Here is a 23423-nt window from a genome sequence, read left to right on the forward strand (position 1 = left end):
CAGATGTGATTTTAGTCCTTATCCCCGCGTTCGCGGATCACCATGCGCACCGGTGTGCCGGTCAATCCGAACACCTCACGGATCTGGTTTTCCAAATACCGCTGATAGGAAAAGTGGAACAGCCGCGCATCATTGCAGAAGCACACAAACGTCGGCGGGCAGGTGGATGCCTGCGTCATATAGAAAATACGCAGGCGGCGTCCCTTATCGGTCGGCGGCTGCACGCGGGCTGTCGCTTCTGCCAAAATGGAATTCAGGCGGCCGGTCGGGATCCGCATATGGTTCTGCTCATATACCTCATGGATCAGGGCAAACAGCTTGTCCACGCGCTGTCCGGTCTGTGCCGAAATAAACAGCACCGGTGCATAGGGCATATATGCCAGCCCCTCGCGGACACGGAGCGTATACTCCTTCATGGTCGATCCGTCCTTTTCGACCAGATCCCACTTATTGACCACAATAATGCAGGCCTTGCCCGCGTTATGCGCTTCTCCGGCAACCTTTGTATCCTGCTCGGTCACACCTTCGGTCGCGTCGATCATGATAACGCAGACATCCGCGCGCTCCACTGCCAGAAGCGACCGCATGACCGAATATTTCTCGATCGCCTCATCCACCTTGCTCTTTTTGCGGATACCCGCTGTATCGATGAAGGTGAACTTGCCGTGCGCATTGTCCAGATCCGCATCCACGCTGTCGCGCGTGGTTCCGGCCACATTGGAAACGATGACCCGTTCCTCTCCCAGCACGCGGTTGAGCAGGCTGGATTTGCCGACATTTGGCTTGCCAATGAGCGCAACGCGAATGCGTTCATCATCCGCTTCATTTTCCTCCTCGGCCGGAAAATATTCATAGGCTGCATCCAACAGTTCGCCCACACCATAGCCGTGCAGTGCCGAAATACCATACGGCTCACCCAAACCAAGGTTATAAAATTCGTAAAATTCCGCCGGCGGGTCACCCGGCTTATCGCATTTGTTCACCGCAAGCACGATCGGCTTGCCCGAACGCAGCAGCATGGAAGCCACGTCCTGATCTGCCGCCGTCACACCGGTGCGCAGATCGGTGATCAGTACGATCACATCCGCGTGCGAAATCGCCGTTTCCGCCTGATAACGCATAAACTGCAAAATTTCGTTATCATTGGACGGCTCGATGCCGCCCGTATCGATAATGGTAAAATCGCGGCCGCGCCAATCGCTTTCCGCATACAAGCGGTCACGGGTAACACCCGGCGTGTCCTCCACAATAGACAGGCGCTTGCCTGCCAAACGGTTAAAAAGCTGCGATTTGCCCACATTCGGCCGTCCCACGATGGCCATGATCGGTTTTGGCATAGGGGAATCCCTCCTTTGTCTCTCCGCTTATCAATCCTCAAATATCTTTGCCAGCAGATCCGCGCCGTCGATCTCGACCGGTATGACCGGTACACCGATGGCCTCTGCCACCTGCGGCAGGGTATAATCATCCAAAAACACGTCGCCGCCGTCCCGCAGCATATTGGCGGAAATCAGCACACGCTCCCCCAATTCCCGTCCGCGCAGCTGCGCTACCAGATCCTGCCCGGTGATCAGACCGGCTACGGAAACCAGAGGCCCGAAAAAATCATTACGAATCTCCGCAACCGCTCCCTTCAAATTATCGCATGCAGCGGCAGCTTCGTCAAGCAGCACCCGCATTGAGGGCGCAGCCGCCGCCCCGGTTGCGATGGTAAACGGCCGCGGCGTACGTCCGGCGTAATCCGGCAAGGCAAGGCGAAACTCTTCCATAAACAACGGCAGCATGCCGATGCCGTTTTCAAACTGCGTAAATTCCTCATAATACGCTGTATCCAGCAGCGGACGCTCTGCCTTCAGGTAAAGCTCATCCCCGCACCAAGCCAGACGCGTCCCTAACTCCTGCCGGCATTCCTCCGCAAACGGCTCCACAATATCCAGAATTGCTTGCGCACAAGCCCGGTCGGTGGCCTCCAGCGGATACAAGCCTGCGCGGTGGCGCGTCATACCAAACGGCACGACCGAGATCGTATTGACAGCAGGATACAGCTTTTTCAGATCGTACAGCGAACGGCGCAGCTCTTCTCCATCATTCAAGCCCTTGCATACCACAAGCTGGCAGTTCATCGTAATGCCGCCCTCTGCGAAACGATCCATGATCCGCAGCGCTTCACCTGCACGCTTGTTTTGCAGCATTTTCACACGCAATTCGGGGTTGGTTGTCTGCACCGAAATATTGACCGGCGAAATATGCATCCGCAGGATGCGATCCACGTCTGCCTCGGACAGGTTGGTCATGGAAATATAGTTGCCCATCAGAAAGGACATCCGGGCATCGTCATCCTTGACATACAGCGTTTTACGCATCCCTTTGGGGAGTTGATCGATAAAGCAGAACACGCATTTATTCGAGCACTGCTTCATACCGTCCATCAGGTAGTGCTCAAAATTCAAGCCAAGCGGCTCTCCCTCCCGTTTGCGCACCCGCACTTCGCGCATTGTCACACCGTCCTGCTCCAACACCTTGAGCATCAAACGCGCATCGTAGCTGTAAAACTTGTAATCCAGCACATCACGGATCGCCGTACCGTCGATCTGCAGCAGAACCTCTCCTGCCTGCAGCCCCGCCCGTTCTGCCGGACTTCCCGCATCTACACTGATAATTTTCGACGCCATCGTGCGCCCTCCCCTCTGTGATTCACAGACTGCCGCGCTTTTGCACGGATATCCCATAGAAAAAGTGGCTGCTGCAAAGCAAAAACCGTTTTTTCATCCAAACGCAGAGCATATCCCTGCATTTAGATGCCAACACGCGAAAAAGTTCTCCGGAGCCTTTCCGCACCTGCGGCTTGTCCGGGCATCTGCCCGGCAAGATACCCCGACCGAAAGCAAAAAAAATGGAGAAGTCGTTGCCGCCTTCTCCATTTTTTGTTCTGTTTTAGCCTTACGCTTCCTTAACGGCGACAACCTCACGGCCATTGTAGTAGCCGCAGGCCTTGCACATTCTGTGAGCCAGCTTCATCTCGCCGCACTTGGGGCACTTGGTCATGCCGGGCAGAGAGAGCTTCCAGTGGGAGTTACGGCGCTTGTCGCGGCGGGCTTTGGATACCTTTCTCTTCGGTACTGCCATGGTGGATACACCTCCTACTCTGTCTTCTGTATTTTATCAGTAAATTATGATTTGCCCTCGTCCTCATCCGAGTTGAGCAGGGCGCGCAGCGCGGCAAAACGCGGATCGATCTGCTTTTTATCACAATCGCAATCGACCTCGTTGCGGTCAGCGCCGCAGTGCGGACAGAGGCCTTTACAGTCCTCCTTGCACAGATATGTCATCTGTACCTGCAGGATCAATGCCGGCACAAGTACGTCCGCAGGATCCACGCTGTCACCGGTCAGCACGAAAAGATCGTCCTCTTCCTCTGCCCCCGGATCATCCGACAAAATCATATCGGCCTCGGCGGACAGCAGAATATCGAGCGGCTTCAAACAACGTGCACAAGCGGTAGAATAAATCGTTTTGATCGACCCGCGCAGCCGCAAAACACCGTTGTCACTCGAAACCTCTCCGCTGATTCGGACAGGGCTTTGAAACGGCTTTGCACCATACAGCGTTTCTTCCTTCAGGTCGATTTCCTCATCGAACGGGATCACTGCATGCTGCGAAGCAGTTAGCTTTTTCAAATCAATCTTCATGTTAACCTCACATGGTACTAAAATAGTATACTACAAGTAATCAGGCTTTGTCAACCAAAAAATGCGTGCTTCCAGCATATTTCACCGAACGTTTGCAGGCACTTCCCTTTCTTGCGCAAATGCGGTATACTGAGTGGAGAAAACACCATCACACAGAAAAGGAACCCCTGCCTTGAGAGAATATTATATCACAAAAAACGACAGCGGACAACGTCTGAACAAATTTCTTGAAAAAGCCGTCCCCCTGCTGCCCGGCGGCATAATGCACAAGTACCTGCGGCTCAAACGCATCAAAGTCAACGGCAAACGCACGGATGCCGCCTACCGGTTGGCCGAGGGCGACGCGGTTCAGCTTTACCTGAACGACGAATACTTTGACGCACCGCGCGAGGAGGAAGCCTTTCGCCGCATCACACAGCCGCGGCTGCGTATCGTCTACGAGGATGACCATATCCTGCTGGCCGACAAAGCGCCCGGCATGGTCGTGCATGCCGATGAACGCGGCGGCGCTGATACCCTGATCGCTCATATCCAAGCCTACCTGTATCAAACCGGCGCATGGAATCCGGCAGATGCCGCCTCCTTCGCCCCTGCCCTGTGCAATCGTATCGACCGCAACACCGGCGGCATTGTTATTGCCGCCAAAACCGCCGAGGCGCTGCGCATCCTCAATGATAAGATCAAGGAACGGGAGCTGGAAAAACGCTATTTGTGCATTGTACACGGCCGTCCGCAGCCCGCCGCCGGACTGATCGAGAATTATTTACGGCGGGACGAAAAGCGCAAGCAGGTCACCCTGCACCGCCAGCGTGTACCCGGCGCCAAAACCGCGCGCACACGCTACCGCACACTGGCATCGCAGGATAAGCTGTCACTCGTTGAATGTGAACTGCTGACCGGCCGCACCCATCAGATCCGTGCACACATGGCTTCAATCGGCTGCCCGCTGCTGGGCGACGGCAAATACGGCACAAATGAATTGAACCGCCCCTACAATGAAACCGGGCAGGCGCTGTATGCCTACTCACTCACTTTCCGATTTGAAGAAGACGCCGGTGTGCTGTCCTATCTAAACGGGCGGACATTCACAGCAAAGGAAATCCCTTTTGTACGCAAATATTTCCCGTCATTTCAGCTGTAATGCTATTTTATCCGCTCCCTGAAAACAACCGATCCCGCGGCACAACGTACCCCGAGCTGCACGCCGCAAACGGTATCGGCAGCGCAGATGCACGAACCCCCGATGGCTTATGCCCCGGGGGTTCGTATCGAGCAGCTTTTCGGTCTGCCAAAAAGACACTCCGCCGCCCCTCCGGTTCGCACCGGAAGGGCGTTTTTTTGTGTTCTCTTTCTGCTGCCAGTCCGTGTAAGGATCACGCCGCCGATTCCTTGATATTCGTGTATACCTTGCCCGGTTCCAGCGTGATTCCTTTGACCGCAGCCAGTTCGGAAACCGTCACAAATGCATAGGTCTTATCCGTTCTGCTCTGCAGCTCATCGATCGCCTGTAAAACGCCCTGCACCGTACCGGTATACATATCATGCATCAGGACGATCGATCCGTCCTTCGCCAGATCGATCAGATTATTCTTCACACTCGACGGATCGGTCTTGGTCTTCCAGTCCAGCGTATCCGCATCCCAGTTGATGATCGGCAGACCCAGTTCCTTCATCACCGCCTGCACCTTATCATCATAAGCACCGCCAACCGGTCGCATCACCGTTGGCCGTGCGCCGCAATATTTCTCGATCAGATCGTTGTTGTCATTGATCTCCTTGCGGATCTCATCCTCGCCCAGCGCCGGCAGCATACTCATCGGATGGTTCATGGTGTGGTTGCCCAGTTCATGCCCCTCCGCCAGATAACGGCTGCAATGCGAATTGAAATCCTGCAAACGGTAGCCGCACATAAAGAACGTCGCGTGTGCGCCGCGCTCCTTCAGGCCGTCCAGCAGCGTTGCGGTCAATCCTTCGGGGTACTCGCCCGTGCGCCCAGTCGGCCCATCGTCAAAGGTCAGGGCGATATACACGTCCGCCTCCGGGATATTCCCGCCGACAGCCTGCGTCAAGCCCTCCTTCAAAGAATCCAAATATGCCTTCTGGCTGTCAAAGCCATCCAGCGATACAGTGGTGAATGCAAAGGCGCCGTCGCCCAAATCGGTAAAGTGCTTGCCGATCACCGCGGCAAATACCGGCGCCGAAACATAAAAGCTGCCGGACGCTTCATCCTGATAGGCATCGATATGGTCGCCCTTCACCTTTTCACCGTTCACCTTGGTTTTGCCATCATCCTGCACGGTCGACTGGAGCCCACTGCAATCCACCGTCCATTCATGCTTGCCGTCAAACGATGCCGTGCCGCCCAGCGCATGTACCGCCGCTTTGAGCGGTACGTATTTCATACCGCCACGGTCAAGCGCCGCCTTGCCGCGCTTGCCCTCTTCCTCGGACATCTGCACCGTCTCACCCGCAGACAGCAGCTTATCCGAATCCGCACGCAGCAGCACGCTGGTTGCTGCAAGCTGCTGCTCAGACGGGCCGAGCACCGCCAGTGCTTCTTCTGCCGCTTTTCCGATCTTATCCTCATCCAGTGGTTTTTTCGACTGGGAAATCACGATCAGATCTCCCTGATCCGCCCCCAGTTCACTGCTCTGCCACGAAAGCGCCGTGCAAAAATCCCGCACAGGCACATACAGCACCCCGTCCTTTGCATCGGCTGCAACGGACATCGAATGTTTTTCTCCATTCAGCAGCATATTCTTGCTGCCGGCCTTCATCTGCACAGTATCCTTTTTGCGGGTTGCCGTGGCTGTCCCCGCTGCCGCATCCCATGCAAAATCCATATCCATGTTCTCGCAAAGAGACTGCATAGGAACCAGTGCGCTGCCGCTCTGATCCCGATAAGGCGTGCCGCCCAGATCCACTGCTTTTCCCTGCATCAGGGCGCGTGGGGTTTGCAGCTGATACACGATCTGCGAGGATCCGCCGCCGAACAGCGCGCCCGCGGCCCCCGTTACCATACGAAATATGACCGGCACCGCAATTACAACCAGCAGAATCAGGGCGATCAGCACCCCATAGTGACTGTTGCGGCGACGGCGGCGATGACGACGGTAGCTGGACCGATACGCCGACTGATACGCCATTTTCCTCATCCCTTCCTATCTTTATTGGTATATTTGTGTCTCTATTTACTCATTATAGCACCCCTTGACGCAAAATAAAGTTACATAACCGTTACTTTTCTTTTCCTGCGGCTTTCAGCGCATTTTCCATCATCTGCACACCAATCCCCAACAAATGCGGTCCAACATAAGCCCCCAGCGTACAGTCGATCTCGCCCTCCATACAGTTTTGATAATCCGGCAGGCTTTGCTGCGCCAAGCTGCGGATCTCTTTCAGCTCAGCCGGCGAATCCCCGTGAGCTACCGCCAGATTAAACCGGATGCCGCGCGGCACACAGGCTGCTGCCAGCTGCACCATCTTCTGCATCGCCGCCTTGCGCCCGCGCATTTTCGCTGTATTGACCAGCTCTCCCTCTTCCGTAAAGGAAATAATGGGCTTGATTTGCAGCAGCGTACCGGCCACCGCCGTAATACGGCCGATACGGCCTCCCTTTTGCAAATATTCCAGCGTATCCACACAGAAAAACACCGTCGTATCCTGCATCAGCGGCGGCAGAGCGCGCAGCAATTCTTCCCAAGTCCATCCCTCTTCGATCCAGCGGGCTGCCTGCAAAACCGTCATACCGGTTCCCAGCGAGCCGCTCAAGGTATCAAACGCAGCGACCTCCAACCCGGGCGTCTGCTCTCCGATCAGGCGCACCAGATTATGTGTCCCGCTCAGGCCGCTTGAAAAGTTGATCGCCAGCACCTTGGTGTAACCCGCTTCCCGAATCCGTGCGAACGCCCGCTCTACTGACGCCCCGTCCGGCAAGGTCGTCTTGGGTATCTCCGTCGGCAATCGGCGGTATACCTCTGTCGGTGTGATATCCACGCCATCTGCATATTCGCCGTCCGAAAAAATCAGCTTGAGCGGTACTACATGAATATCGTAACGATGCAGCAGCGCCTGTGGAATATCGGCGCACGAATCGGTCAGCAACGCGATTTTCTGTTGATTCATTTTCATCCCCTCTTTACCCTTACAATTCCTCTCCTGCACTCCAGTTGATCAAATGCGGGGAAACCGTTTTCTTCTGCTGGCCCGGAGGCGGCACTTTTACGCCAAAAAAATCATACCATTGACCGCAGACCTCACATTGCCAAGCCGCAGCCGCCGTTTCGTCCATAATATAGATCTCATTGCCGCAGGAGCAGTTCAGGATCGTCATCATTCTCTTCCTTTCACGCACCGTTTATATGCGCCAATCTGTAAATTGATATTCTCAGTATAACATATCCCATAAAGGAAGTCGAATACTATTCCACACCCGCCCGGTTTAAGCTTCTGATAAAATATCGGCTGATCCGCAACAAAAGGCTTGGAGTCCGGCTCCAAGCCTGAGATTGTCGAAAAACTTTGTTTTTCGACAATCTATGTTTGGACTATGCCAAACATGAACGAGAAAAAAGTTCCTGTACAGAAACTTTTTCTCTCTCAAAGTATAAAAAGTCAGGCACATGTCCTGACTTTTTATGCATTTGCGCTGCAAATGCTGTTTCATGCGCGCTGCCGCGCGTATTGCTGACGTCCATCGACAAAATACTTTTTCGAAAAGCTAAGGCTTGGAGTCCAGCTCCAAGCCTTTTGTTGCTTTCATGTTATGCGCAATCAGAGGATCCATTCCTGTTCTTTTTCCTCGCCGCAATACTTGCACAGCGTTTCTCGGATCGCACGCGGCCCGCGGTTCAGTTCATTGAACATGCGGACGACCGTTTCGCCTACACCGATCTCAAACAGGTTCACGCCGAAGTAATACCGGTTGGACAACAGCGGGTACAGCTGCTCCTCCGTCGCTTCTTCTCCCAGTTTGGGATTGCCCATCAAAGCGCGGACTGCATCGATGTTCGCATCCGGGCTCAGTTCAAACGCCTCGCCGCGGTCATCCACACCGACCAGATAGCGCAGCCATCCTGCCAACACCAGCGGGATATACACCAGCTTGGTCGCACGGTGCGCCGGCAGCATGGAATTGTAATACGCATACAGCGTTGTACCGAAACGCGGCGCGATCTTACGCGACGTATCGGTCGCCGTACGCTGCGGCGAATCCTGCAGGAAAGGATTGGGGTAACGTTCACCGAGCACCTCATGCAGGAATGCCACCGGATCGATCACGCCCGGATCGGCAACCATCGGCATTGCCTCCTGCTCGCTCAGGCGCGTCACCAGATTGACTAGTTCCTTATCCTTCATTTCCGCACTGATCTGGGTGTAGCCCAGCAGGCAGCCGAAAACGCCAAGCGCGGTATCCATCGGGTTCATACAGGTGCTTACCTTCATCATCGCAGATTTTTCCACGATATCACGGCGCGTCAGGATCACGCCGCACTGCTCCAGCGGCGGATGACCGTTCGGGAACGCATCCTCGATCAGCAGATAGTGCGGACTTTCCGAGTTGACGTAAACCGCCGCATACGTTCCCTTTTCTGTTACGAACGGACGCGCATTCTCCAAACCGTCCGCCGCCAGCTTTTCCGCGATACGGGCATCCGGATGCGGTGTGATCTTATCGATCATCGACAGCGGGAAGGTATTCTTCTTGAGCAATGCGAAATACTCATCCTCGGAAATAAAGCCGTTTTTCTGCCAGCCACGCGCCATATACCGCACTGCACGCTCCAGCCGCATCCCGTTGTCCTGACAGTTGTCCAGCGAAACCAGCGCAAGCGGCGGCAAGCCGGCGCGGGCACGCATCAGGCACAGAGCCGTCAGCTTACCGAAGAAGGAGCGGCATCCCTCCGGTCCGCCGTCGCGGTCATGCGCATAATCCGGCAGGAATTCATTCATATCATTCTGGAACACATAACCCTTTTCGGTCAGCGTAAAGCTGACCATCTGCAGCGAAGGCGCCAGAAAGATCTCCTGCAGCCGTGCCATATCCTCGCTCAGCTTAAGGCTTTCGGTAACCGAAGCGATAACTTCCTTGTTGATCGTGCCGTTCGAATACAGGGTCACCACCAGCGACAGGTGATCGCACGCACGGTAGCAGCGGTCGATCAGTTCTTCATCATAACCGTCACAGCAGATCACGCCGGTATCCGACAGGCCGGCTGTCAGCATCCGCTGTGCCAGCACGGCGGGAAAAGCCCGGAACAGGTTGCCGGCGCCAAAATGCAGCCACGCCGGCGCTTTGCGCGTATTGTCACGCACCGCGTCGATATCATACTGCGGCAGGCGGTAGCTCTTCCAGGACGCATTATGCTTTAAGCTTTCTTTTGTCAATTTCATAAAGCGGTCACTCCCTTTTCGTGAACGGAAAACTCCGTTCTGCTTCCATTGTCATATAGTATACCAAATTTTCCGCGCCTTGCATAGGGAAAATCGGAAATCTTGACAAATTCATCCGAAGGATACACAAACCAAAAGCCGCCTGTTTAACAGGCGGCTTAAGACACATCCGTTTATCAGCCGCGCGGGCAGCCGGATTACTGCGTATTGCTCTCCGGCACGCATTTTTCGGACGGTGTACCCGGCAGCGCATAATACATCCGCAGCACCAGCTTCATGGCAAAATACAAAATTGCGACCTCCGCCGGTAAAATCAACAGGTTTTTCGGCACACGCAGGGCAAGCAGCACACTCATCGCCTTGCCGCCGGTGATCGTCAGCCACAAGGTATTGAGGCCGATATTGCAGATCACGTTAACGCACAGCTTGGCGCCGATCGCCCGCCCAACAGACAGCTTGCGCGGATACAGCCACAAGCCCCACAGCAAACCGCCAACGACCGCTGTCAGCGTGAAGCCCGGGAAATAGGCACCCATGGTCAGGTTTCCGGCGAAATAGCCAAGCACATCGGTGCACACACCGGCCGTCATGCCCACCGCCGGGCCGAACAGCATACCGATCGCCGCGTTGCACAGAAAGCCAAAGCCAATGCGCAGGTTGGGCGGCAGCTTGATCTGCAGCCCCATCAAATCGAGCGCAATGTTGATCGAAATCAACAGCGCCGTCAGCGCAAGGCAACGGGTGGATTTGAGTTCCTTCAGGGAGCGGACAAAGATATTTTCGTTTTTAGACATAGAAAAAGACACCTCCTAAAAAAATTCATCTGTTGCCACAGCGATTTAGGAAATGCCTAAACAGTTGCAGCAGCGGGATGCGATCACAATACCGCAGGGAAAACTCCCTTTCGTCCACCGAACAACTCCCCGTCTCGGCGGCACTTTACGCATTGTGGTCTACTCTGCTTTTTCTGCTCTTATTGTATCACGCTTTCAGCACTTGTCAATACCGAAAACGTCCCGGATGGTGCGGCACACGCCGTCCTCATCGTTGCCCGGCGCTATGTGCTTTGCCGCCGCTTTCAGCGCTTCGTGCCCGCTCGCCATTGCGTAGGACTCCCCTGCCGCCTGCAGCAGCTCCAAATCATTCAGGTAATCCCCAAACACCATACACTCCTCCGGCGCGATCCCCAGCTTCCGGCACATGGCGTGCAGCGCCAAGCCCTTATTCATGCCGGGGCGCATCAGATCCATCCAATCTGCACCGGAAACAGCAAGCTGCGAGCTTTGTGCAAACGAACCAAACGCAGGCAACAGCACCTGTTCAGCCCGTCCCTCGCAGAACACAGCGATTTTGCACACCGGCTCCCGGCGGACAAATTCCAGCAAGTCAGGCACCTTGGTGCGGCGGGTGGAATAAATCGCCATGCTCTTCATAAAAGCCGGATCCGCATCATCCTCATAAAAGCCGCCGTGCCGGGCGGATACGATTGCATACACGCCGGGCAGCTGCCGCACGGTTTCCACTGCGCGGCAGACCTCTTCCATCGGCATCGCCTCGAAGGAAATGATCTCCGCACCGTCCGCGACCACAGCGCCGTTTTCACTGATGTACATCAGCTCATCCGCAATCTCACCAAACTGTTCATACAGCGTATAATACTGCCGCCCGGAGGCCGGCGCGAACCGCACACCGCGCGCCCACAGCGTGTGGATAAGGGGAAACAAGCCTTTCGGAAGCTGTCCGTCACTGGTTAAAAGTGTGCCGTCCATATCTGCGGCAATCAGTTTAATCGCCATCAATCGGTTCTCCTTTCTCTGCCAAAAATACCGGGCAGTGTCACAAAAATAGACTGCCGACCTGATAGACCGCCATTGCGGTCAAGTACGCCAATATCGTTTGGAAGGCCGCCGCGCCAAACGCCCAGCGCCATCCGCCCATTTCACGCTTGATCGTAGCAAAAGCCGACATACACGGCATGTACAACAGGGTAAACACCAAAAAGGAATAGCCCGACAGCGGTGTGAACACCGTTGCCAGTATGCCGGAAAGCAGTGCGCTGTCTCCCCCCGCGCCATACAGCACGCTCATGGTGGAAACAACCGCCTCCTTAGCGACCAGACCGGTCAGCAGCGCCACCGCTTCCTGCCACTGATCAAAGCCAAGCGGCGCAAAAACCGGCGCGATCAGCGTACCGATCACACCGAGGATGCTTTCGCCCGCGTCCCCTGCCACGGTCAGCATCGGGGTAAAGTTCTGCATCAGCCAGATGACCACACTCATTAAGAAGATCACGGTACCGGCCTTGGTGATAAAATCCTTTGCCTTTTGCCACATATTGAGCACCGTGCCCTTAAAGGACGGCAGGCGGTACGTCGGCAGTTCCAGCACAAAGCCCGAAGAAACACTGCGGAACACGGTTTTTTTCAAAATCACACCGGCCACAACACCCATCAGGATACCCAGCACATACAGGCTGATCGTAACCAGTCCCTGATGCTTCGGAAACAGTGCACCCGCCACCAGCGCATACACCGGCAGCTTAGCCCCGCAGGACATAAACGGCGTCAGCATGATCGTCATACGGCGGTCATCGTCGTTTTCCATTGTACGCGCCGCCATAACCGCCGGTGTTGTGCAGCCAAATCCCATCAGCATTGGCACAAACGACTTGCCCGACAACCCAATCCGGCGCAGCAGCGTATCCATAATAAAGGCTACACGTGCCAGATAGCCGGTATCTTCTAAAACAGAAAGGAAAAAGAACAGGATCACGATCTGCGGCAAAAAGCTGAGCACGCCGCCCACACCGCCGATCACGCCGTCGCAAATTAAGCCGATCAGCCAAGGCTGCGTATGGATGGCGGTCAGGCCGCTCTGCACCGCCGGACTGATGACCCCCTGAATGAGATATTCCATCCCATCGCCCAGCCAGCTCCCAAAGGGACCAAAGGTCGTCCAGAACATCAGAAACATGAAAAACGCAAAAATCGGCAGTGCCCAAATCCGATGCAGCACAATGCTGTCGATCCGTTCGGTCACAGTCAGCTTATGCTCACGCGGATGAATAAAGCTGGCACGCACGATTTCTTCGATATAATCATACAGTGCATCCGCCAGCACCATTTCATTATCGGTCGAATTGGCATGGCTGTGCATTCCCTCAGCCAATGCATCCAACTGTTCCCGCATGGTGTTTGACATATCACCGCCGTACTGTGCCCAAAGCGCCCGATCACCCTCAAGCAGCTTCGCCGCATAAAACGGCAGGCTGCACGGGCGCAGCGGCAGCGGACGCAGCAGTTCCGCCGCCCTGCGGATCGCCGCCCCCACACCGTGCAGATAAGTCGGCTGCTGCATCGGCGCGCACATCCCGTGCGCCAGCTCGTCGAGCAGATCATGAATGTTTTCGCCCTTTTTAGCCGAAATCGGCACAACCGGTACGCCAAGTCGGCGGCTTAGTTCGCCGCAGTCCACCTCGATGCCCTGCGCCCGGGCATCATCCATAAATCCAAGCGCTACCACCATCGGCAGGCCGAGAGAGATCAGCTGCAGCGTCAAATACAGGTTTCGTTCGATATTCGCTGCATCTACGATGTTCAGGATGCCGTCAATCTCATTGGACAGGACGAACTCGCGCGCGATGATCTCCTCCTGCGTATAGGGCGACAATGAGTAAATACCGGGCAGATCGACGATATCGATCCCGATCCCATCGTGGCAGATATGGCCGGTCTTGCGGTCCACAGTAACGCCCGGCCAGTTGCCGACATGCTGATTCGAACCGGTCAACCGGTTGAACAGTGTGGTCTTGCCGCTATTCGGATTACCAATGATCGCAATGGTACGTTTTCCACTCATGCGCCTGCCTCCAGTACGATTTTCTTTGCCTCCACGCGGCGCAGAGAAAGACTGTACCCCCGCAGGCGCACCGCAACCGGATCGCCGAACGGCGCAACCCGCTCCATCGTTATGACCACGCCTTTGGTAATGCCCATATCAAGAAAGTGCCGTTTCAGAGCGCCCTCCGCCGTAATTCGATCGACTACGCCGCTTTGCCCCGGCTTTAAGTTATTCAGTGTCTTCATGCTTGTCCCCCGATGCACTTGATTCATCGTATGTTCTGTCTGTCCGTGCACTCTATATACCCGGTATCAGCACCGGCAATAACAGGCCGGGCAGCCCCGCGCCAATCCCGATCAGGAAAAAAACCGTGCCAATCGCGCAGTTGATATAAATACCGCTTTTACAGAGAAAGGAACGCTGCGGATGATTTGCATTATATCGCACACTGCACGACCGCCCACCGGCAAAGCAACCAAATGTTGTCCATCCGGTTTTCGCTGCATACCGCACACCATTCACGTAATACACATATACCGCGGATACAGCCGTATGCTTCTCCGCACCGGCGGTGCTGCTTACCGAGAGGATGCGTCCCTCTGTTTTGCTTTTGCATGTACATATTTTATATAATATTTCGGCAGTGCATACAGCGCTCCTGCCAGCATAAAGCTGCACGCTATGATCCATACCGCAATCATCTTATCCCTCCGGTACGTAATCCGACGAACAAAAATATTATAGCATTTTCTTCGCTCTGTGTCATGTGTTTTCTTCCCAAAGCCGCATTTTTTACAGATTCCCTTTCAACATGCGGCTGCTGCACGCTACGTGCAACCTCCGTGTCCGTCATCCTTCCCGATAAACATGATAAAAACCACTGCGGCCAGCGGCAGCAGCGTCAGCAGCAGCGCACGTTCGCTCAGCCAGACAGTGCTAATCCCGCCTGCCGCAGCACCCAGCGCAAAAAACAGAATGATCCCATAATAATGTCTCGCTCTTCGGGCTGCGGTCCGGCTGCCGGTCTGCCGCCAAATCACCAGTTGCTCCGTACCCGACCGCAGATTTCCCGTGCACATGGTGGAAGCAAATGCACTGCCGCGCACCTTGCGGAAGGCTTCCACCTGCAGTGCACACACAAACGAGATCGCAATGTTCGCAGCCGCATTCCACCGCTGCGGCCAAAATGCCACAGCAGCCAGCACTACTGCTTCCATCAGCACCACACTCTGCCGCCAGTGCCATCCGTCCGATCCTGCACCGGCACGGCTCTTCCGCCGGATATACTCCGCCGCCACAACCCCCAGCACAAATGCAGCAACCGGCAGAAGATACGACAGCGCCGCCATCCACTCGCGCTCCGCAAGCCGCAGACCGAACAGCACGATATTGCCTGTTTGCGCATTGGCAAACACGCCGCCCCTACACAAAAAAGTATAGGCATCAAAAAAACCGCCGGCCAGCGCCAGCAAAGCGCCCAGCAGCAGTGATTCCGACATTTGTCCATCCATTTGTTTCATTGTGCTCCCCATTTCCTGTTCCAACATATCACAGCAGAGCCTGCTGCATCGTTCTTTTGTATCATACCACAGCGGCACATATTTCTCTGCCCTGAGCATCTGATGAGCGCCGCTGTTGTTATCATTGTAAAATAGTTGTATGGTAGCCGCCCTGCGGCTATTATACCACAGCGGTACGCATCTGGTAAGCCATCATCGTCTATCTGCGGCAAAACGAAAGGGTCTGCCTGCCGCAAATGCGGCAGGCAGACCCCTGTTCGGTTCCGTCTTCACACGGAAAAATTCACTTGTTCTCGGCAATGCGGATGCGGTTGATCGCTTTCTTAAAACGCACCTGCGCCACATTCTGCTCATGCTCGCTTTCATGCTGCTTCAAAACAGCGCGGGCACGCTCTGCCGCCTCGCGGGCACGATTGACGTCGATCTCATCCGCCCATTCACAGGTGCGGGCCAGAACCACGGTCTGCTCCCGCGTCACATCCACAAAACCGCCCGAAACTGCTGCGGTTCGCGGCTTGCCATCCTGAATGATCGTCAGCCCGCCGATCCCCAGCGCCGCAACATACGGCACATGGCCGGGCAGGATGCCCACATCGCCTTGTGTCGTGCGGATCACGATCCGGTCGACCTCTTCATCACAGAAGCAGCGGTCCACCGTCATCACCTTGAGATGAAAGGTAGCCATATTATGCCCCCTTCTTTGCCTTCTCCACGACCTCGTCGATGGTGCCGGCAAACAGGAACGCCGACTCGGGCAGATCATCGTGCTTACCGTCCAGAATCTCGCGGAAGCCGCGGATGGTCTCCGCTACCGGCACATACTTGCCTTCAAAGCCCGTAAACTGCTCTGCCACGCTGAACGGTTGCGACAGGAAGTTCTGGATCTTACGGGCACGCGCTACCGTCAGCTTATCCTCATCGGAAAGCTCATCCATACCCAAAATAGCAATGATATCCTGCAGATCCTTGTACTTCTGCAAAATAGACTGCACCGCACGCGCAACCTCATAATGCTCGATGCCGACTACATCCGCCGTCAGGATACGCGAGGAAGAGTCCAGCGGATCCACCGCCGGATAAATACCCATCGACGCAATATCACGCGACAGAACGACCTTTGCATCCAAATGCGAGAAGGTAGTTGCCGGCGCAGGGTCGGTCAGGTCATCCGCAGGCACGTAAACCGCCTGTACGGAAGTGATCGAACCCTTTTTGGTCGAGGTGATGCGCTCCTGCAGAGCGCCCATCTCGGTCGCCAGCGTCGGCTGATAACCTACGGCGCTCGGCATACGGCCGAGCAGCGCGGAAACCTCGGAACCCGCCTGCGTGAAACGGAAGATATTATCGATGAACAGCAGCACGTCCTGCCCTTCCACATCGCGGAAGTACTCCGCCATAGTAAGACCGCTCAGCGCCACGCGCATACGCGCGCCGGGCGGCTCATTCATCTGACCGTAAACCAGCGCCGTCTTGTTGATAACGCCGGATTCCTGCATCTCGTTATACAGGTCATTGCCTTCACGGGTGCGTTCACCAACGCCGGTAAATACCGAAATACCGCCGTGCTGCTTGGCAATGTTATTGATCAGCTCCATGATAATGACCGTCTTGCCGACGCCTGCGCCGCCAAACAGGCCGATTTTACCGCCCTTGGCATACGGGGCGATCAGGTCAATGACCTTGATGCCGGTCTCAAGGATCTCGGTCGTGGATTCCTGCTCCTCATACGAGGGCGCGGGACGATGGATCGGCCAGCGCTCCTCCCCCTCGACCGCCGGCTTATTATCCACCGGCTGACCGAGCAGGTTGAAAATACGGCCCAAATTCTTATCGCCTACCGGCACCGTGATCGGTCCGCCGGTATCGACCGCCTGCATGCCGCGCACCAAGCCGTCCGTCGATTCCATCGCAATGCAGCGCACGGTATCCTGACCGATGTGCTGCGCAACCTCGACCGTGATCACGCGGCCGCTGTTGTCGATCGTGATGGCATTGAGCAGCTTGGGCAGTGCGTCAGCAGCAAATTTAATGTCCAGCACCGGTCCAATAATCTGGACAACGGTGCCAATATTCTGCTCACTCATTGGCAAAACTCCTAATTCTTATCAATCCTACGCGCCGACCTCGCCCGAGCCTGCAACGATCTCGGTGATCTCCTGCGTGATGGCCGCCTGACGGGCACGGTTATAGGACAGGTTCAGATTTTCGATCATCTCACCCGCATTATCGGACGCTGCCTCCATCGCCATACGGCGCGCGGACTGCTCCGAGCAGTAGCTTTCCACCACTGCGCCGTACAGCACGCCGTACAGATACTCCGGGATGACCGCATCAAACACCGCCTCAGGCGACGGATCATATTCCGTCAGCACCTGCGGGCCGGACGCCGGTTCGGTCTCCTGCGCATCAAACCTTGCGGGAAGCACCTGAATACAGGTTGGCTCCTGCTGCAGGGGCGAAATAAAACGCGTATAGCAAAGGTAAACCTCATCGACCGCGCCGCCGCGGAACAACTCAAGCATTTGCGAGACGATCTCATGCGTATCGCTGATCTTCATCGTCTCGGCAATGCCGGGGTAATCCTGCGTCACCGGCCAAGCGCGCTTGGCATAATGCTCCTGCGCCTTTTTGCCGATTGTGATGACCTGCGCGTTTTTTCCGTCCATCTGCGCCGCTGCCAGCTTGAACAGGTTGGCATTGTAGCCGCCTGCCAGACCGCGGTCACCCGCGATCACCACGAACAGGCTGTTTTTCACCTCACGCGGACGGGTATAAACCGAGCTGTTATCCCGCGTTGCCGCAGCCAGCCGCGTGATCGTTTGATAGATCGTGTTGAAATACGGCCGCGCCGCCAGCGCGCGCTCCTTCGCACGGCGCATTTTGGACGAGGCTACCAGCTCCATCGCCTTGGTGATCTGCATGGTCGACTGCACCGACTTAATACGGCGCTTGATGTCCTTCATGTTTCCGGAAGCCATTGTTCAGTCCTCCTTCCGCCTCAATGCTCGGAAAGGAACTTGACCTTGAATTCCTCGATGGCCTTCGTCAGCTTTTCCTTGATGTCATCGTCGATCTGCCGGGTCGCACGGATGGTCTCCGGGATATCGCCGTATACGCTGTCCACAAACTCGAACAGCTCGCGCTCGAATGCGCCGATCTGGTCGGACGGAATATCCAGCAGCTGTCCCGAAACCACAGCGAAAATAATGATAACCTGCTTTTCAACCGGGATCGGGCTGTTTTGCGGCTGCTTGAGCACCTCCACGATACGTTCGCCCTGTGCCAGACGCTTTTTGGTGTCCGCATCCAGATCCGAACCGAACTGCGAAAAGGCCTGCAGCTCACGATACTGCGAATACGCCAGCTTCAGCGTGCCCGAAACCTTTTTCATGGCCTTGATCTGCGCATTACCGCCGACACGGGATACCGAAATACCCGGGTTGACCGCTGGACGAATGCCCGAGTTGAACAATTCGGTCTCCAAGAAGATCTGACCGTCCGTGATCGAAATGACATTGGTCGGGATATATGCCGAAACGTCACCGGCCTGCGTCTCGATGATCGGCAGTGCGGTAAGCGAGCCGCCGTCCTGAATGTTGGCCGCGCGTTCCAGCAAACGGGAATGCAGATAAAATACATCGCCGGGATAAGCCTCACGTCCTGGCGGACGGTGAAGCAGCAGCGAAAGGGCGCGGTAAGCAACCGCGTGCTTGGACAGATCATCATAAATGACCAAGACATCCTTGCCCTTATGCATAAAATATTCGCCGATCGAGCAGCCCGCATACGGTGCGATATACTGCAGCGGCGCGGATTCGGATGCCGTTGCCGCAACGATGCAGGTATAATCCATCGCACCGTTCTGCTGCAGCGTTTCCGCCACCTGTGCCACGGTCGAACGCTTCTGTCCGATCGCAACATAGATACAGATTACGCCAGTCCCCTTCTGGTTGATGATCGTATCCAGACCGATCGCGGTTTTGCCGGTCTGACGGTCGCCGATGATCAGCTCACGCTGCCCGCGGCCGATCGGGATCATGGAGTCGATCGCCTTAATACCGGTCTGCAGCGGCACATTAACCGGCGCACGCTCGATAATACCGGGCGCCGGGCTTTCGATCGGCCGCGCCTCGGTCGTATGGATCGGGCCCTTGCCGTCGATCGGCTTGCCCAGCGCGTCTACCACGCGGCCAAGCATTGCTTCGCCTACCGGCACCTCTACAATACGCTTGGTACGCTTTACTGTATCGCCCTCGCGGATCTCCTGATCCGAACCCAGAATAACAGCACCGACCAGATCCTCTTCCAGGTTCTGCGCCATACCGTATACACCGCCCGGAAACTCGAGCAGCTCACCGGACATGCAGTTCTCCAGCCCGTGCACGTGCGCGATACCGTCACCTACGGTGACGACCGTGCCCACGTCAGTCAGCTTGATCTGGCTTTGATAATGCGTGATCTGCTCTTTGATAATATTGCTTATCTCTTCGGGGCGTAATTCCATCATGTCACCTACTTTCTCAGACAAACTTCTGCCGGCCGCACCGTACCCCCCTGTCGGGAGAGCCGCCGCTGCGGCGTGCCGAAGTTCCGCCTATGCAATCGTATTGGTCAGCCGTGCGGCAATTTCATGCAGGCGGGTGCGCAGGCTGGTATCAAACTGTTCATTACCCAGCTTGACCACAATACCGCCGAGGAGATTCTCATCCACGGAGGTTTCCAGCACCACCTGTTTGCCGGTCACGGCGCTCATTTTGCTCTTCAGCTTGTCTGTCAATGCGGCGCTCAGCGGCTTTGCCGTGATCGCGCGCACCTCTACAATGCCGTTTTCAAAATAATAATGCTCTTTATATGCCTCCCGCATATCGTGGATCAGACCGACGCGGCCCTTTTCCGTGATCAGCATGAGGAAATTGAGCAGAAAAGGCTCGATTTTGCCCTCCAATACCGTGCGGAGCACCTTATGCTTGTCCTCCAGACCGATCGAAGGCGTTGTGAGCATTTTCAAAAAATCGGGTTCCCGCTTGAACACCTCGCAGACCGCGGTCAGCTCGTCGAGAAAGGCCTTGGCCTTCCCGTCTTCCGCTGCCACCTCGTACAGCGACAGGGCGTAGCGTTCGCTTACAATATCAGCCACGTACTCACCCTACCTTGTCGATAAAGTCTTCGATGAAGCGCTCGTGATCCGCCTCGTTGACATCACGCTCGACAACCTTGGAGGCAATCATCACCGACAGGCTGGCGACCTCATCCTTCAGCTCGTTCATCGCCTTTTTGCGCTCCTGCTCAATGGTGCTCTCTGCCTTCTTCATCATTGCGGCAGCCTGCTGCGAAGACTCCTTGAGGATCTCCTCACTGCGCACCGTTGCACGGCGGGTGGCAGAGCCGACGATCTCGGCTGCTTCCTCCTTCGCCTTGGACAGGCGCTCGGTGTATTCGCTGCGAAGCTGTTCAGCCTCTGTCTGCGCCTTTTCCGCGGCGGTGTACATGGTCTGCACTTCCTCCTCGCGGGCGGCCATCATTTTGCGCACCGGCTTAAACAGGAACTTTTTGATGACCAAAAAGGTAATCAGCGTGTTGCAGATCGTTACGATGATCTCCCACGGTGTAAAACCTACAAACGGCAAAACATTTCCCACAGGTTTACCCTCCTTCCTGGGTGGAAGTGATCCTTGCCGTGTTCGATCAGAACTTGCCCGCAGACATATCAACAAACGGGTTGGCAAACAGCAGGATCAGCGCTACAACCAGCGCGTAAATACCGGTGGACTCGGCCATTGCGATACCGAGGATCATCGTACGGGTGATATCGCCCTGTGCTTCCGGCTGACGGCCGATGGCTGCACAGGCCTGACCAGCCGTATAGCCCTCACCAATACCAGGGCCGATACCGGCGATCATGGCCAGACCAGCACCCAGAGCGGACATACCTGCTACAAAAGCTTTGGGATCCATAGTTTATTCCTCCTGAAATTTTCCTTTGTTTTTAGATAAATTTGAATAAATGGTACGGCAGCTGCTTTTAACTGCTGCGCGCATCACCAACGTAGGCCATTGTCAGCATACTGAAAATGAACGCCTGCATCGCCGAGGTAAATACATCAAAATACAGTGATAAAATACCCGGCAAACCGATTTGCAGAAGCGGCACCGGCAAAAAGCCGAGGATCAGGTCGCTCAGCGCGCCCATTGCCGCCATCAGCAGGGTGGAAATAACCAGACCGCCTGCAATATTACCGAAATGACGGAACGACATTGCAACCGGCGTTGCAACCTCACTGAGCACATTCAGAGGCGCCATAACAAATACCGGCTCAAGGAACCCCTTAAGATAACCGCCGATACCGTTGTACTTAATCTTATTGAAAGTAATCAGTACAAAGGTAATCAGCGCCCAGCCCAGCGTTGTGTTCAGGTCGCCCGTGACAGGGCGCATGAAAAACAGCGATGCCAGCGAGCCGCAGAACGAGAACATCAGCAGCGTTGCAATGTAAGGCGAGAACGAACGGCAGCCCGGTCCCATGGTACCGTCCACCAGATTGTCGATCATCATGACCGCCTTTTCTGCCAATGCCTGCTTGCCCTTCGGAACTTTTTCCATCCGATGGGTTAAAAACACACATAACAAGAAGATGAACAGCATAACAATCCACGCATTGCGCATGGTTTCCGTAATTGGCTGTCCCCCGATCAGCGGAATGCTTTCCGGCAGCTCCCACAATATTTCGGGGCCGGTAATATTTATTCCTCCCACGGTTCAACCTCCTTTCCTATGGACTGCATCGGACCAGAGAATAATGATTTTTGGGAAAAACAACGGTATAACCACCGCCAGTGCATGCAGAAATGGCATTTTGATCGCCGCGACCACAACCGCCCCGGTCAGCACATAGCGGAAAAAATATCCGCGCCGCACGATCCGCGTGCCCTGTGCCGGCGGAAACAGCACGGCCTTGGCAGCGCTTTTGCCGATCATCCGAAACAGCAGTAGCGAATAGCACGCACCTGCCAGCAGACTGACGCCCGCTTTCACCGGACTGACTCCGCACAGGATAAAAACACCGAAGGCGATCACCGTCAGCGGCAGCATCCCACGCAGCATCCGCCTTGTTTCCTCGCGCACGATCTCCATTCCCGTCACGGCAGCTTTTCCTCCTTTTCGCGTTCTCTGGCTTTGCGCTCGGTAAACCGCAGGAAATCCCGCAGACTGCAGGCTGCAACTGCAATACCGAGCAGGATACCGGCGATCACGGCCCAGTTGCCCCATCCGAAGCGGTTCCGAAGCCAAACCGCACCGAAGCAGCAGAGCACCGGCGGCACGACCACCGTAATACCTACCTGACTGAAATAAATCAGATAGCGCAGCACGCTCCAATTACCCTTTCCTTTTTGCAACCGCATTCCCCCGTTATACCAGATTTGATATTCGAGTACAGTTTATCCTTTTAAATCAACTGCTCCCTCTCCCGCATATCGTTTCTATTATACCTAACAAGAGGAAAAAGGCAAACACTTTTTATCGAAAATTTCTAAAATATTTTTACGAACCGGCAATACATTATACATATTGTCTAAGTGCAATAATTTTTTATCACCCTATATACCATCCATCCGCAAGCAAAAAATAAAAAAGCAGCGGAAACTGAACTGCACCCCATTTGTTAGACAGTATGATATACTATCTAACAGATGGGGTGATTTTTTATGCCAAAGGGAGTTTCACAAAAACGATATGCACCAGAATTCAAGAAACTGGTAGTGGAAACTATGAGGAAAGAAAATCTCAGCTGCACAGAAACAGCTGAGAGATTCGGGATCCGCCACAAGCGAGTACAGGACTGGGAACGAATCTATCTGACCGAAGGTCCAGAAGGCTTGTATATTGAGCGGCGTGGTCGAGCAGCTACAGGCCGTCCTCATAAGATTTCCAAGGATGTAGAGGAAGACCTCATTGCAGAAAATCAGCGTCTACGTGCAGAGG

At 55.2% G+C, this 23423-nt stretch carries 26 protein-coding genes and 1 riboswitch; of the genes, 2 read left to right on the top strand and 24 right to left on the bottom strand.

The features are described from left to right. Window positions 1-11 precede the first annotated feature (11 nt). The 4 genes from der to T363_RS14960 form a co-directional block, all read right to left on the bottom strand. A complete protein-coding gene (gene der / locus T363_RS0103060) occupies window positions 12-1337 on the bottom strand; it encodes a ribosome biogenesis GTPase Der (RefSeq protein ID WP_031473122.1) in 1326 nt (441 codons plus the stop codon). 30 nt (window positions 1338-1367) lie between these two features. Further along, on the bottom strand, window positions 1368-2672 hold the full coding sequence (locus tag T363_RS0103065; RefSeq protein WP_031473123.1) for a DUF512 domain-containing protein: 1305 nt from the start codon (window positions 2670-2672) through the stop codon (window positions 1368-1370). A 268-nt stretch (window positions 2673-2940) separates the two neighbouring features. Further along, window positions 2941-3126 carry a 50S ribosomal protein L32 gene (gene rpmF / locus T363_RS0103070; protein ID WP_031473124.1) on the bottom strand — a complete coding sequence of 62 codons (186 nt, stop codon included), beginning with the start codon at window positions 3124-3126 and terminating at the stop codon, window positions 2941-2943. Between the two features lie 44 nt (window positions 3127-3170). Then, window positions 3171-3689 carry a YceD family protein gene (locus T363_RS14960; RefSeq protein WP_051643050.1) on the bottom strand — a complete coding sequence of 173 codons (519 nt, stop codon included), beginning with the start codon at window positions 3687-3689 and terminating at the stop codon, window positions 3171-3173. A gap of 172 nt (window positions 3690-3861) precedes the next feature. Between T363_RS14960 and T363_RS0103080 the strand changes: the two genes are divergently transcribed. After that, window positions 3862-4830 (top strand): RluA family pseudouridine synthase, encoded by a 969-nt coding sequence (locus T363_RS0103080; protein ID WP_031473128.1) that lies wholly within the window; start codon window positions 3862-3864, stop codon window positions 4828-4830. 232 nt (window positions 4831-5062) lie between these two features. Here the strand turns inward: T363_RS0103080 and T363_RS14965 are convergent, their stop codons facing one another. The 20 genes from T363_RS14965 to T363_RS0103180 form a co-directional block, all read right to left on the bottom strand. After that, complete coding sequence (locus tag T363_RS14965; protein ID WP_051643051.1) at window positions 5063-6835, bottom strand: polysaccharide deacetylase family protein; 1773 nt, start codon at window positions 6833-6835, stop codon at window positions 5063-5065. Window positions 6836-6926: 91 nt separating this feature from the next. After that, the gene (locus T363_RS0103090; RefSeq protein WP_031473132.1) at window positions 6927-7814 is read right to left on the bottom strand and encodes a DegV family protein; all 888 of its coding nucleotides are present in this window, start codon (window positions 7812-7814) and stop codon (window positions 6927-6929) included. Between the two features lie 19 nt (window positions 7815-7833). Next, window positions 7834-8022: a hypothetical protein gene (locus T363_RS0103095; RefSeq protein WP_031473134.1), complete on the bottom strand. Its 189-nt coding sequence runs from the start codon at window positions 8020-8022 to the stop codon at window positions 7834-7836. A 440-nt stretch (window positions 8023-8462) separates the two neighbouring features. After that, on the bottom strand, window positions 8463-10082 hold the full coding sequence (locus T363_RS0103100) for a mannitol dehydrogenase family protein (RefSeq protein ID WP_031473136.1): 1620 nt from the start codon (window positions 10080-10082) through the stop codon (window positions 8463-8465). A 197-nt stretch (window positions 10083-10279) separates the two neighbouring features. Then, window positions 10280-10876, bottom strand: coding sequence for a folate family ECF transporter S component (locus T363_RS0103105; protein ID WP_051643052.1), 597 nt, complete (start codon window positions 10874-10876; stop codon window positions 10280-10282). Window positions 10877-10944: 68 nt separating this feature from the next. Continuing rightward, window positions 10945-11045: riboswitch (THF riboswitch) on the bottom strand. A 26-nt stretch (window positions 11046-11071) separates the two neighbouring features. Next, window positions 11072-11878 carry a Cof-type HAD-IIB family hydrolase gene (locus T363_RS0103110; RefSeq protein ID WP_034971511.1) on the bottom strand — a complete coding sequence of 269 codons (807 nt, stop codon included), beginning with the start codon at window positions 11876-11878 and terminating at the stop codon, window positions 11072-11074. A gap of 40 nt (window positions 11879-11918) precedes the next feature. Next, window positions 11919-13940: a ferrous iron transport protein B gene (gene feoB / locus T363_RS0103115; RefSeq protein WP_031473140.1), complete on the bottom strand. Its 2022-nt coding sequence runs from the start codon at window positions 13938-13940 to the stop codon at window positions 11919-11921. Continuing rightward, a complete protein-coding gene (locus T363_RS0103120) occupies window positions 13937-14167 on the bottom strand; it encodes a FeoA family protein (protein ID WP_031473142.1) in 231 nt (76 codons plus the stop codon). Before T363_RS0103120 ends, feoB begins: the two co-directional genes overlap by 4 nt. Before the next feature lie 52 nt (window positions 14168-14219). Beyond that, window positions 14220-14612: a DUF3592 domain-containing protein gene (locus T363_RS14380; RefSeq protein WP_242840216.1), complete on the bottom strand. Its 393-nt coding sequence runs from the start codon at window positions 14610-14612 to the stop codon at window positions 14220-14222. Window positions 14613-14749: 137 nt separating this feature from the next. After that, a complete protein-coding gene (locus T363_RS0103130; protein ID WP_034971513.1) occupies window positions 14750-15442 on the bottom strand; it encodes a YoaK family protein in 693 nt (230 codons plus the stop codon). A 283-nt stretch (window positions 15443-15725) separates the two neighbouring features. After that, entirely contained in the window at window positions 15726-16127 is a 402-nt protein-coding gene (gene atpC, locus T363_RS0103135) for an ATP synthase F1 subunit epsilon (protein ID WP_031473146.1), read from the bottom strand. 1 nt (window position 16128) lies between these two features. Further along, on the bottom strand, window positions 16129-17526 hold the full coding sequence (gene atpD / locus T363_RS0103140) for a F0F1 ATP synthase subunit beta (RefSeq protein ID WP_031473148.1): 1398 nt from the start codon (window positions 17524-17526) through the stop codon (window positions 16129-16131). A gap of 27 nt (window positions 17527-17553) precedes the next feature. Then, entirely contained in the window at window positions 17554-18420 is an 867-nt protein-coding gene (atpG, locus tag T363_RS0103145) for an ATP synthase F1 subunit gamma (protein WP_031473150.1), read from the bottom strand. Between the two features lie 20 nt (window positions 18421-18440). Further along, window positions 18441-19946: a F0F1 ATP synthase subunit alpha gene (atpA, locus tag T363_RS0103150; RefSeq protein ID WP_031473152.1), complete on the bottom strand. Its 1506-nt coding sequence runs from the start codon at window positions 19944-19946 to the stop codon at window positions 18441-18443. A gap of 90 nt (window positions 19947-20036) precedes the next feature. Continuing rightward, entirely contained in the window at window positions 20037-20579 is a 543-nt protein-coding gene (gene atpH / locus T363_RS0103155; RefSeq protein WP_031473154.1) for an ATP synthase F1 subunit delta, read from the bottom strand. Between the two features lie 4 nt (window positions 20580-20583). Further along, window positions 20584-21081, bottom strand: coding sequence for a F0F1 ATP synthase subunit B (atpF, locus tag T363_RS0103160; protein ID WP_051643053.1), 498 nt, complete (start codon window positions 21079-21081; stop codon window positions 20584-20586). A 46-nt stretch (window positions 21082-21127) separates the two neighbouring features. Continuing rightward, window positions 21128-21397, bottom strand: a complete 270-nt coding sequence (atpE, locus tag T363_RS0103165) for an ATP synthase F0 subunit C (protein WP_031473158.1) — start codon at window positions 21395-21397, stop codon at window positions 21128-21130. A gap of 67 nt (window positions 21398-21464) precedes the next feature. Next, window positions 21465-22196, bottom strand: coding sequence for a F0F1 ATP synthase subunit A (locus T363_RS0103170; protein WP_031473161.1), 732 nt, complete (start codon window positions 22194-22196; stop codon window positions 21465-21467). A gap of 3 nt (window positions 22197-22199) precedes the next feature. Then, the gene (locus T363_RS0103175) at window positions 22200-22574 is read right to left on the bottom strand and encodes an ATP synthase subunit I (RefSeq protein WP_242840217.1); all 375 of its coding nucleotides are present in this window, start codon (window positions 22572-22574) and stop codon (window positions 22200-22202) included. A gap of 5 nt (window positions 22575-22579) precedes the next feature. Then, window positions 22580-22837 carry an AtpZ/AtpI family protein gene (locus tag T363_RS0103180; protein WP_161645938.1) on the bottom strand — a complete coding sequence of 86 codons (258 nt, stop codon included), beginning with the start codon at window positions 22835-22837 and terminating at the stop codon, window positions 22580-22582. Window positions 22838-23146: 309 nt separating this feature from the next. Here T363_RS0103180 and T363_RS15425 point away from each other — a divergent pair. Then, window positions 23147-23423 (top strand): helix-turn-helix domain-containing protein (locus T363_RS15425; RefSeq protein ID WP_031473167.1); only part of this gene is annotated, 277 nt, incomplete at its 3' end.

It is taken from the genome of Agathobaculum desmolans ATCC 43058 (assembly GCF_000701665.1).
Lineage (GTDB): Bacteria > Bacillota > Clostridia > Oscillospirales > Butyricicoccaceae > Agathobaculum > Agathobaculum desmolans.